General features: G+C 69.7%; 10 protein-coding genes and 2 pseudogenes. 6 read left to right on the top strand and 6 right to left on the bottom strand.

Translation table 11 applies throughout. The features are described 5' to 3' along the window. The 3 genes from ACI2LP_RS17295 to ACI2LP_RS17285 form a co-directional block, all read right to left on the bottom strand. Nucleotides 1-2,352 (bottom strand): tetratricopeptide repeat protein (locus ACI2LP_RS17295; protein ID WP_404725347.1); only part of this gene is annotated, 2,352 nt, incomplete at its 3' end. Beyond that, complete coding sequence (locus tag ACI2LP_RS17290; protein WP_404725346.1) at nucleotides 2,349-3,065, bottom strand: hypothetical protein; 717 nt, start codon at nucleotides 3,063-3,065, stop codon at nucleotides 2,349-2,351. The genes ACI2LP_RS17295 and ACI2LP_RS17290, both read right to left, overlap by 4 nt. Continuing rightward, the gene (locus tag ACI2LP_RS17285; RefSeq protein WP_404725345.1) at nucleotides 3,065-3,502 is read right to left on the bottom strand and encodes a hypothetical protein; all 438 of its coding nucleotides are present in this window, start codon (nucleotides 3,500-3,502) and stop codon (nucleotides 3,065-3,067) included. The genes ACI2LP_RS17290 and ACI2LP_RS17285 overlap by 1 nt, the downstream gene beginning before the upstream one ends. Before the next feature lie 207 nt (nucleotides 3,503-3,709). Here ACI2LP_RS17285 and ACI2LP_RS17280 point away from each other — a divergent pair. Next, a pseudogene (locus ACI2LP_RS17280) lies at nucleotides 3,710-4,389 on the top strand (IS5 family transposase); the annotation flags it as partial. A 20-nt stretch (nucleotides 4,390-4,409) separates the two neighbouring features. On the opposite strand, the gene ACI2LP_RS17275 reads toward ACI2LP_RS17280, so the two are convergent. Then, complete coding sequence (locus ACI2LP_RS17275) at nucleotides 4,410-4,790, bottom strand: hypothetical protein (protein WP_404725344.1); 381 nt, start codon at nucleotides 4,788-4,790, stop codon at nucleotides 4,410-4,412. Nucleotides 4,791-4,795: 5 nt separating this feature from the next. On the opposite strand from ACI2LP_RS17275, the gene ACI2LP_RS17270 reads away from it, so the two are divergent. Genes ACI2LP_RS17270 through ACI2LP_RS17260 form a run of 3 tightly spaced genes read left to right on the top strand, consistent with a single transcriptional unit; the run spans nucleotide 4,796 to nucleotide 7,238 of the window. Beyond that, on the top strand, nucleotides 4,796-5,608 hold the full coding sequence (locus tag ACI2LP_RS17270; protein ID WP_404725343.1) for a Scr1 family TA system antitoxin-like transcriptional regulator: 813 nt from the start codon (nucleotides 4,796-4,798) through the stop codon (nucleotides 5,606-5,608). Then, entirely contained in the window at nucleotides 5,605-5,841 is a 237-nt protein-coding gene (locus tag ACI2LP_RS17265; protein ID WP_404725342.1) for a DUF397 domain-containing protein, read from the top strand. The genes ACI2LP_RS17270 and ACI2LP_RS17265 overlap by 4 nt, the downstream gene beginning before the upstream one ends. A gap of 26 nt (nucleotides 5,842-5,867) precedes the next feature. Continuing rightward, a complete protein-coding gene (locus tag ACI2LP_RS17260; RefSeq protein WP_404725402.1) occupies nucleotides 5,868-7,238 on the top strand; it encodes a cytochrome P450 in 1,371 nt (456 codons plus the stop codon). A gap of 46 nt (nucleotides 7,239-7,284) precedes the next feature. On the opposite strand, the gene ACI2LP_RS17255 is transcribed toward ACI2LP_RS17260, so the two are convergent. Beyond that, nucleotides 7,285-7,725, bottom strand: a complete 441-nt coding sequence (locus ACI2LP_RS17255) for a hypothetical protein (RefSeq protein WP_404725341.1) — start codon at nucleotides 7,723-7,725, stop codon at nucleotides 7,285-7,287. After that, complete coding sequence (locus ACI2LP_RS17250) at nucleotides 7,722-7,988, bottom strand: hypothetical protein (protein WP_360884392.1); 267 nt, start codon at nucleotides 7,986-7,988, stop codon at nucleotides 7,722-7,724. Before ACI2LP_RS17250 ends, ACI2LP_RS17255 begins: the two co-directional genes overlap by 4 nt. Nucleotides 7,989-8,017: 29 nt before the next feature. Here ACI2LP_RS17250 and ACI2LP_RS17245 point away from each other — a divergent pair. Together ACI2LP_RS17245 and ACI2LP_RS17240 are read left to right on the top strand one after the other, a co-directional pair. Beyond that, nucleotides 8,018-8,881, top strand: a pseudogene (locus tag ACI2LP_RS17245) (substrate-binding domain-containing protein); the annotation flags it as partial. An 18-nt stretch (nucleotides 8,882-8,899) separates the two neighbouring features. Further along, a complete protein-coding gene (locus ACI2LP_RS17240; protein WP_404725340.1) occupies nucleotides 8,900-11,068 on the top strand; it encodes a protein kinase in 2,169 nt (722 codons plus the stop codon). Nucleotides 11,069-11,091 lie beyond the last annotated feature (23 nt).

Raw genomic sequence — 11,091 nt, 5'->3', positions numbered from 1 at the left:
ATCGGGGTCGAGTTCGATGGCGCGGTCGAAGTCAGCCAGGGCATCGTTGTAGCGGCCCATGAGGCGGTGGGTTTCGCCGCGGCTAGCAATGGCCCAAGCAAAGTGTTCACCGAAGGCGGCTTGGTTGGCCTGTGCCAGCTGCCGCAGCCGTTCCACCCGCTCGTCCACGACCTGCGCGGCCTGCGTGGTGTGGCCGGTGGCGGCCAGGACGTCGGCGAGTGCCCACAGCACGTTGGGCAGATGGGGAGCGTAGGGCCCGAAGTCCCGGCGTACCTGTGCCCTACGGATGTTCGCCGCTTCCCGCAGCGTGTTCAGTGCCTCCTCGTGGCGGCCCATATCGTCCAGCGCCTTGCCCAGGTTGTGCAGGGCGCCTGCGAGTTCCCCCTGGTCCTGGGTGGAGTCATCCTCGGCGAGCTCGCGGGAGATGTCCACGGCCTCCTGCGCCGCTTTTCTCCGGTCTTCGGCTCCCTGTTTGCGTGCCGCTAAGTTGGCGAGTGCGTAGCTCAGCTTGCCGCGTGCCTGTGGGTGGCCGGATGTGGCCAGCAGTCGGTAATGCTGGACCGCCTGTCGGCTGGCTTCCAGAGCTTTCGCGTGGTGCCCGTTCAGGGAGTACAAGATCCCTGCGAGATCCAGGCCAGCGGCCAGTGAGAATAGCGGTTCACCCTGGCGTTCGACCGGCTGCTCGTAGAGCCGAAGAGCCCGCTCGATGTGCTCCAGCGCTTCGCCGAGCCGACCGGCGTGATAGAGGCGTTCGGCGAGATTGACGTGCACCCGCGCGCGGTCGGTATCGCTCCCGGCGTGTTGCAGGCGGTAGTCCTGAAGCCGCAGCGCGAGTTCAGCGGCCGCGACGTCCGTTTCCGCGTCGCGCCAGGGGAGCCTCGGCTCGAAGTCATCGAGGGTGTCGAGCGGCAGGGACGCGATGCGGGTGAGAGCTGACAGCGCCGCAGAGCTGGCGGGGCGCAGGAGCTCTGGGTGGTCGGAGAGCAGGGGTGTGAGCACCCCGGTCGTGACGTGTTCCCAGCGCTGCGCGGTCTCGATCAGCATGCTCAGGACGTGCCGGGCCCATGGCTGGCCGCGGACCCCGCCGCCGGGGAGGCTCCCCTCCTCCATCTTGTCGCCCAGGAGCTGGGCGAACGCCCCTGTCGCCCAGGGATCGGTGGGCAGAGAACTGAGGGGGCTGCCAGGGAGCATCAGCGCGATGAAGTCCTCGCCGAGGCGGTCCGGATACAGCGGCTCCAGAACCAGTTTCGGCTGATGCGGCGGGTAGGCCACCGCATGGTCCTTGAGCACCTGATCACCGTGGTGGGCCGTGCCGATCTGGACCTGGCTGAGCGCGGCGAGCCCTTGCGCGTGGGGCAGGGCTCCGGTGAGCGTGGCGGTGAACACGGTCTGCGCGAGCGCCTCCCCGGTGATCTTGATCCGCCCGCGCTCCTCCAGCCGGTCCCAGTGCTCGTACTCGCGTCCCAGCAGATACGCAGAGATCTCCGCGCTGCGCTGCGGTGCATGCGCGCCGCGCCGCCGGGAGTCGACTGCGGCCAACGCAGCCATGTGGACGGCGAGGATCGTGGAATATTCGTCGCGGTCCAGTCCCGTCGGCGCGGGTATCCGCTCGGTGCCTGGGGCGTTAAGGATCCCAGCGAATTTGTCGCGGGCGCTGGTGAACAGCATGTGAGGGTCGAGTTCGCTCGTCAGAGCAGGTACCGAAAGCGGCCGGGCTGGGATGCCCAGCTTTTTGATGCGCTGAGCGAGCCGGTACCACCACGAGCTGGCGGGCCGGGCAATCAGGAGCACCCGGACCGGTGGAGACTGGCGGGTGCAGTCGTTCAGGAAGGTGATGAGGTACTGAATCGGCCAGCGCTCAGCGTAGTCGGCTACTAATAACAGCCCGGCGTCGCCCGTAGCGGACGGCGGCTCAACGGTGGTGAACCTCAGATCGTCGCTGGGGCGCACTTGGAGGACTGTCCAGCCGTCGTCCAGCGAGCGGCGTGCGAACTGGGCTGCCAACCGGGACTTGCCCTGCCCGCCCGGGCCGTGCAAAAGCAGCGCCGAGATGGGGGTCCGTGGCGCGTCCCGCCAGTCGTGCAGGCTTTTGAGCGGGTCGGTACGGCCAACGAAATCAACCTGTTCATACTGGGCATTCAGCAGCAGACTCGGCTGCTCCCGTGCCTCCTCGACAGTGAATACGCGCGGGGCCGCGACACCTGCCTCGACCCGGTACAGCGGCTGTGGCTCGGAGTTGACGACGGTGACGTCCCCGCCCACGTCGCTGATCATGGTCACATGGCCGAAGACCGTTGACCCGACGATCCTCTCGTCGGGACGGACGCGCCACCGGCCGTCGAGCCAGGTCATGGTTCCTCGTTGAGCTCGACGTCACCACCGACGCGTTCAATGTGGTCGTGGTGACCGTCCACTCGGGAGCGTGGCCCCGTCTGCTGGGGCACGATGGGCGGCACCCGCGGCGCCCCGCGTCGGATGCGGACGCCGCCACCCACCCTGCTAATCCGCGACACGGAGCCGTGCACGTCCGTCTGGCCGAGCGAGGGGCCCGTCTCGCGCGGTCGCAGCAGCTCCAATACGGCCACGCCTAGCGCCAGCAGGCTCACGAAGAGCCCGAGCACAGCCGCCAGGTTGTTCGCACGCTCGAGTCCGACCGACGTGAGATAGGCGATCAGCAGCCCCAAGGACACCGCACTCGCCCCGCCACCAGCCCACGCCCACCGCCGACGAGTCATGTGCCCAGCATGCGCGGCCCTGCCCCGGCTACGGAAGAGCAAGGACATGAAGTTTCCCCAAGGCCGGGTAGTTACCGGTAGTTCGTTGAATTCGGTGGTGGTGTGGGTTGACGGCAGGTCGGGTTGGTCGTAGGCCGGTGATAGCGGCGTGTCGCCGCCGACTGGGCGGAGCGCGGCCGCGGGGTCGGCGAAGTACTCGGCCGCGGTGTCGTCGAGGACGACCAGCTCGTCCGGGGCAACCTGGGCGAGCACGAGGGTGGTCAGCTCGACGGCGAGCGCCTGCTCTGCCGGACTGCCCCGGCCGTCCGCTGTTTTTGGGCGGCGGGCCATCACGTCATCGTCTCCTTCGGCGGACGCAGCGAGCGCGGACAATCGTCGTCTCTGCCCGGGGCATGCCCCGGGCAGAGACGAGGGGGCGTCAGGACTCCGCGATGGCGAACTCGGACTCGGCCGCCGCGTGGTCGGTGTGGACGCCGGCGGTCACGCGCAGCGAGCAGCGGGAAGTCGACGACGACCGGCGTGCGCAGGATCGCCCTGGTCGGGGTGAGGCTGCCTGGGACGGTGCGCGAGGCGACGACGCCCGTGCTGAGGTTCTGCACGTTCACGACGAGCTGGTAGGCGGTGGCGAAGCCGCGCAGCTCCTCGCCTATCTCGATCTCCGCGCGGACATCGAACTCCTTTCCGATGTCGAGTGTCGGTGCGATGAACTCGCTCTTGTCCTCCGCGAAGTGGAGCAGGTTGATGTTCGCGTCCCAGGGTCCGGCCATGTGGAGTGTCCCTTCTCGACGGTGACCGTGTGGTGCCGGGCGATCGGCCCGAGTCCATGCCTCCCCGCGCGACCAGGGCCGCGAACCGGCCGACGGGGGCGCGCGGATGCGCGCGAGAATCCGACAACGCTTCTAGGGCCTGTGTGATGTTGTGATCAGTTGCTGGGTTCTGCCTCCTTCGTGGGTGGAACCCGGTAGGAATTTGCCGTGACGCGCAAGCAACTCACCGATGCTCAGTGGAAGTTCATCGAGCCCTGCCTCCCGATCGGCAGGTTCGGCCCGTACCCCGAACGACTGCGGGAACAGTTCGAGGGGGTGATCTGGCGGTTCCGGTCCAGCGGTCAGTGGCGGGAGATGCCCTCCGAGTTCGGGCCCTGGGCCACCGTCTACGGGCGCTTCCGTGTCTGGCGGGACGCCGGCGTCTTCACTGTTCTGCTGGAAGGCCTGATTGCCGAGGCGGCCCACGCAGGCAGGACAGACTTGTCGCTGGTCAGCGTGGACTCCACCACTGCTCGCGCCCACCACGACGCCGCCGGGATGCACGTCGGCAAGGACCTCATGGAAGCCTTGGAAGAAGCTGCGCGCGAGCAGGAGAAGGCCCGGCAAAAGGGGGCGGCCCGCAGGAACAGAACGGACAGGCCGAGCGTCGACGTGTCCGACGCAGACGCAAGCTCCGCCTGAAGGAAGCCCTGCTCGGCAGGTCCCGAGGAGGACTGACCAGCAAGGTCCACCTCGCCGCAGACCGCAAATGCCGTCCGCTCGCATTCGTCCTGACGGCCGGACAGGCCGCGGACAGTCCGCAATTCATCTCAGTGCTCGGGAGGGTACGGATCCGCCTCCCCGCCGGCCGTCCCCGAAGCCGGCCCGGCGCGGTCGCCGCGGACAAGACATCCCACGCGGATAAGAGTCAAGCTGCTTCGGCGGACAGCTGTGCTGACTGCTGGTTGGGAAAGGCGGTGGTTTCGTCGTAGACCTGGCCGTTCTGGAGGCAGTGGAAGAGCATGCCCATGAAGCGGTTGAACAGGTTCCGCTGTGCCGCGACGTGGCGGTCGCCGGCTTGTCTGCGGCGGTCGTAGTGGGCTCTGGCACCGGGTGACCTGGTGAGGGAGACGAAGGCCCACACGTAGCGGACACCGCCGACCGGCGCGAACGCCAGCCCTGGTATCTCACCAAGACCACCCCGGCGTTCTCCGACATGGCCGCCAAGCTCCGCCGCACCATCATCGCGGCCCGATTTATGCCCATCGACGCCGGTCAGCCCACGGATACCGAAATCCGCGTCGTCCAACAGGCATGGGCCGCAGGCTGCGCGGACTTGACGTGACGACCAATCAGAACGACGAAAGTCGAGAGGGATGGACGCAGGAGCAACTGGGCAACGAAATCGGCTTCACGGGCGCGGCGGTGAGCGCGATGGAGACATGCGCGCAGCCAGCGAGCGACCAGATGCTGGTGGAGCTGGAGAGGGTGCTCGGGGGCGGGACGGGGATCTTCGAGGAGGCGCGGACGCACGTACGGCTGGACAAGTACCCCGCGCAGTTCAAGAACTACGCGCTGCTGGAGCAGAAGGCGGTGGGGCTGTGTCTGTACGCGACGCTCGTCGTGCATGGACTGTTCCAGACGGAGGAGTACGCGCGGGCGTTGATCGGGGGCGGGTATCCGCCGCTGTCCGAGGCTCGGGTGGAGGAGCTGGTCGAGGTGCGGATGGCGCGCAGGGCGCTGTTCGAGCGGGAGCCGGTGGCGCTGATCGAGCTGGTGCTGGAGGAGTCGGTGTTACGGCGGACGATCGGCAGCGAGGAGGTCATGCGCGGCCAGATGCGGCATCTTGCGGAGTGTGCGAGGCGGCGTAACGTGACGCTTCAGGTATTGCCGCTGGACTGCGGTCTCAGCGGTGAGTACGCGGGCGACCAGGGCGGAATGGAGCTGGTCGAGACCCCGGAACACGACCACCTGGTCTATCTGGAGTCCCAAGGTGAGAGCCTGCTGATCAAGGACCCAGCAAAGGTGAGTACGTGCGCCCAGCGGTATGCGAGGATCCGAGCACAGGCCCTGGATCCCCGTGAATCGCTGGGCCTCATCGAGCGGTTGGCAGGAGAGCAGAGATGAGCGACACCCTGCGGTGGTTCAAGTCCAGCTACAGCGACAGTAGTGGCGGCAGCTGCATCGAAGTGGCCTTCGACTGGCGCAAGTCCTCGTACAGCAGCGACGGCACCGGCAACTGCGTCGAGGTCGCCGCCTGCCCCCACACCATCCACATCCGCGACTCCAAGGTCACCGACGGCCCCACCTTCGCCGTCGCCCCCACCACCTGGACGAATTTCCTCGACTGGGCGAGCTGAACCCGTACGGAGGAGAAGCCATGACGATGACGGGCACGGCCGTACCGGGTCCGGCGGGTCTGCCGCTACTGGGCTCGATGTTCGAGCTCAAGCGGGACTCGCTCGGCACCTTCCTCAACGCACAGCGCGAGCACGGCGACGTCGTCAGGATCACCGCGGGCCCGCCCGGGCTGCGGGCCGAGCTGTACGCGGTGTTCTCCGCGGAGGGCGCCCAGCAGGTGCTGGCGACGGAATCGGCCAACTTCCGCAAGGACAACGCTTTTTACCAGGAGGTCCGGGAGTCGTTCGGCAACGGCCTGCTGACCAGCCAGGACGACGACTACCTCCGGCAGCGGCGGCTCGTGCAGCCACTGTTCACTCGCCGCCGGGTCGACGGCTACGCCGACGCCGTCACCGCCGAAACCTCTGCTCTGCTCTCCGCCTGGCGCACCGCCCCGGACGCCACGGTGGACGTCGTCGACGAGACGACCCGGCTCACCCTGCGGGCGGTCGCCCGCATCCTGTTCGGCACGGACGTCGAGGCGGCGGTCGACGTCGTGCAGCGCTGTTTCCCGATCATCGGGGAGTACACGCTCACCCGCGGCTACTCCCCCGCCAACTTCCCGCGCAGCTGGCCGACTCCCGCCAACCGGCGGGCCGCGACCGCGATGGAAGAACTGTTCGCGGTGTGCGACGGGATCATCGACAAGCGGCGGGCGGAGGGGGATGCGGCGCAGGGCGAGGATCTGCTGACCCTGCTCTCCCAGGCCGAGAGCGTGGAGGACGGATCCCTCGACGCGTCCGAGATCCGCGACCAGGTGCTGGTGTTCCTGCTCGCGGGGCACGAGACGACGGCCACGTCACTGGCGTTCGCGCTGCATCTGCTGGCCCGCCACCCCGAGCAGCAGGCGCGGGCGCGGGAGGAGGTCGTGCGTGTACTGAACGGACGGACCCCAGGGGCCGCGGATCTCGACGCACTCCCGTATCTGACGCAGGTACTGAAGGAAGCGATGCGCCTCTATCCGGCCGGTCCGGTCATCGGCCGCCGGGCAGTCGCGGCGGCGGAGATCGGCGGGCACACGATCCCGGCCGGCGCGGATGTGATGGTCGTGCCGTGGGTGACGCACCGGCATCCGGGGTACTGGGACGATCCGGAGCGCTTCGACCCGGAACGGTTCACGCCGGAGCGGGAGAAGGAGCGGCCGCGGTACGCGTGGTTCCCGTTCGGCGGCGGGCCGCGGGCGTGCATCGGTCAGCACTTCTCGATGCTCGAGTCGGTACTGGCGCTGGCGATGATCCTGCGGGAGTACGAGCTGGAGGCGGTCGACGTCGAGGTCCCGGTCGACACCGGGATCACTCTGCGGGCGGCGGGACCGGCGCGGTGCGCGCTGCGGCGCATCGAGGGGGCGTCCGCCTGACGCGGGGTGGCGGGGCCCGGGCGCGATCCGGGCCCCGCGCCGCGTACTACTCGACGATCCGGATCGTCCTGATGCCCGTGCCGTGGTACCGCGACGGCGCGCGGGTCAGCACCGGGCGGCCGCGCGGCCACTCGGCGGACGGCCGGGCCAGATGCAGCGCGTGCGCGCCGCTCCAGTCGTTCTCCGCCTTCTCCGGGTCGTCGTCGTCCACGTCGGAACGCAGTTGCTTGCCGACCGCCATGACTCCCGCGAAGTCGAGCGCCGTGATGTCCACGGACGGCAGCGCGCCGATGTGCTCGGCCACGCCCGCGCGTTCCGCCTCTGCGGCAGTCAGGCACAGGGCCGGGATGTAGACGCGCTGCGCCGGGTTCTTCTCGGCCTCGGTGACGAGGCGCGAGGCCATGCTGTTGCCTGCGCCGAGCGCCAGGGCGGCGGTGTCGTCGAAGACGACGGCACGCGGCAGCGGGTACTCCTTGCGGGCCGTCACTGGACCTCCCCGATCCGTCCGGCCTCGAGGTCTGCCCAGAGCTGCTCGCCGGCCCGCTCGTCCTCCTCGGTGTACGGCCTGCCGAGGAAGTGCTCCTCGACGTACGCCTTGGTCTCCTCGTACTGCTTCTGGAGCTCTTCCTTGGTAGGCGTGGCACCCGCGAGCTGCGCGACCAGGTCGCGCATGGTCATCCCGCGCTCGCGAGCCAGCTCCAGCAGGCGGTCACGGACCGCGGGGTCGACCTTGATGGTGGTGTCAGCCATGATCACAGTATACCGGCGGTATACCGTTCTCGCCCCCGCCCATGGGCTGTCAGCGGGGCACGCTGACCCTCACAGGGTCGACGGCCTTCGCGCCCGTCGTGCGGGAGCTGGCGAAGAAGTACGAGAAGGACTGCGAGGGCGCGACCGTCGTCGTCGACACGCACGGAAGCACCGCCGGGATAAGGGAGTTGGCGGACAAGGGCGCGAAGGAGGAGAAGGCGCCGGCGCTCGTGGCGCTCTCCGACGGGCCCAAGCCCGGCGGCTATCCGCAGCTGCGCGAGGTCCGCGTCGCGATCTCCCTCTTCACCCTCGTCGTCAACGACAAGGTGCCCGTGCGCAATCTCTCGCTCGCCGACGTCCGCCGGATCTACCAGGGCCAGGTCACCAACTGGAAGCAGCTGAACGGCCCCGATCTGCCCGTCCTCCTGGTGAGCAGGGACGCCAACTCCGGTACCCGCGAGGTCTTCCAGCGCCGGGTGCTGGGCCGCAACGAGCCCGCGAACTCCTCGCGCGACTGCGCCAACCGGGACGACCCGCAGGCCCCGGTCGTACGCTGCGAACTCGACAGCACGGAGCAGGTGCTGGCCACGGTGGCGCGGCTGCCCGGGGCCATCGGGTACAGCGAGCTGCGTGCCGGGAGCGGGCTGAAGGGCGCGCACCGGCTGAGCATCGACCGGCAGGCACCGAATGTCGACGAGATCGGCAAGAGCAACTACACGTATCCGTACCTGGAGATCGAGTACGCATACACCTACGGGCAGCCGCCCGCCGACTCGCTGGCCTCCAGCTTCCTCGGCTATCTGACCCGCGGCAGCGGGCAGGACGTGATCCGCACGCATGGACATCTGCCGTGCGCGACGCCGAAGGGGCTACGGATCTGCGGCCAGAACTGACTGCGTAGGCTTCGGCGCATGGAACAGCTCGCGCCCCAGGATCCGCCCTCCATAGGTGAGTACAGTCTGCTCGGCCGCCTTGGTGAGGGCGGGATGGGCCGCGTCTACCTGGCCCGTTCCGCGGGCGGCCGTACGGTCGCCGTCAAGCTCATCAAGGCCGAGCTGGCCGGACAGCCGGAGTTCCGTCACCGGTTCCGGCAGGAGGTGGCCGCCGCGCGCCGGGTCGGCGGGGAGTGGACCGCGCCCGTGCTGGACGCGGACACCGAGGCGGCGGAGCCGTGGGTGGCGACCGGGTACGTCGCCGGGCCCTCGTTGCTGCACGTCGTGCGGAAGAGGCCGTTGCCTCAGGAGTCGGTGCGGACACTGGCGTACGGTCTGGCCGGCGCGCTGCAGAGCGTGCACGGGGCCGGTCTCGTCCACCGGGACCTGAAGCCGTCCAACGTGCTGGTCACGATCGCCGGTCCTCGGGTCATCGACTTCGGCATTGCCCGCGCGCTGGAGAACGCGTCCGACGAACTGACCCAAACCGGCGTGGTGGTGGGGTCGCCGGGCTACATGTCGCCCGAGCAGATCCAGGGCGAGCGGGTCGGTCCGGCCGGCGATGTGTTCTCGCTGGGCTCGGTGTTGGCGTACGCGGCGACCGGGCGGCTGCCGTTCGGACGTTCGGACACCGGGATCCACTCGATCATGTTCCGCATCGTGAGCGCGGAACCCGATCTGACCGGCGTGGACGGGGAGTTGCGGCAGCTGATCGCGGACTGTCTGGCCAAGGATCCGGCGCAGCGGCCGACGCCGGAGCAGATCGTGGTGCGCACGCGCCCTGCCGATCCGGCCGCACCGTGGCTGCCCGCGGCGCTGATCGCCGAGCTGGGGCAGCACGCGGTGTCGCTGCTGGACGCCGATACGCCGAGGAGGGGAACCGCGCCGAACCCGCCGGCGCCGGATACCAGTCGGGCGGGGTACGGCACCCCTCCGGCGCCGGATATCGGTCGGGCGGGGTACGGCACCCCTCCGGCGCCGGGCGCCCCTGGCACTCCCGGTACACCTGGCACCTCGCAGTCGGGTGCCACGCCGCCGTGGGCCCAGACCCCCGGCGCCCCGGCGTACGGCGCCCCGGCACCCGGAACCCCTGGCGGCGCGCCCGGAACCCCGTCGGCCGCCGCCCCTTACGGCTCCTGGGTACAGGCCGGTCTCGCGGGCGCCGACGCACCCGACACCACCGGTACCAGCCCCCAGGCGCGCAAGGGCTCCCGGCGGACCGTGGTGATCGCCGGTGTCGCCGTGGCCGCGTTGCTGGGCTCGGCCTTTACCGCGGTCACTCTGCTGCGCGGGGACGGCGACACCGTGAGCAGCCGGCTCGGAGGCGGCAGGCCGAGCACCGGGGCGCCCGACGCGCCCGGACGGGGCAAGGACAGGGAGTCGCTGTCGTCGTCCGAGCCCGGGAGCGGCGCGAGCGCCGATGCGAAGGACCCTGCGTCCAAGGACCCGGCGGACGAGAAGCCAGGAGCGTCGGGGAAGCCCGCCGGACCGGGCGCGCTGCCCGCCGCGTATGCCGGGACCTGGACCGGCAGCGTCTACCGCGACGGCGCGGACACCGGCTCACAGCGCCGGATCACCCTCTCCCCCGGCAAGGTCGGCGACACGGTCGTCGCGAGCCTGAGCGTGGGCGAGAGCTATCTGTGCAAGGGCACCGGCCAGCTGCTTGCGGCAGGCGGCGGTTCGATCCGTATCGACACCGGTGTCACCGCGAGCACGCCCGCCGGGAAGTGTTCCGCCATCGGAGAGCAGACCCTGACAGCGCGCTCCGACGGCACTCTCGCGTGGACAGCGAGCGGCGGCCGGACCTCGACACTGCGCAGGGCGGGCTCCGACCGGATCCAGGACGGCTTCCTGGGCTCCTGGGAGCGGCAGCTGAGCGGCAGTTCCAAGGGTGCGCAACGGCTGACCGTCTCACAGGGCGCCGTGGGCAGCAGCGTCGTCACCTTCACCACCACGACGGACGGCGGGACCTGTACGTCGGACGCCGAGCTGTTCTCGGCGGGGGACCGCGTCGTGATCGGTCCTTCCCGGGTGCTGAGCGGCGACTGCGCGGCGGCCGGGTCGTCGGTCCTGACCGTCAGCGGCTCCACGCTGACCCGGTCCTTCCTCGACACGGGCGACTCGCCCCGCGAGTACCGGCGTCCGTAGAAACGTTCCAGTGGCAACGTTCC

The sequence above is a fragment of the Streptomyces sp. NPDC019890 genome (assembly GCF_044903445.1).
Classification (GTDB): Bacteria; Actinomycetota; Actinomycetes; order Streptomycetales; family Streptomycetaceae; genus Streptomyces.
Note: the sequence above shows the minus strand (reverse complement) of the source record. Positions and strands in the feature narration are given on the sequence as shown.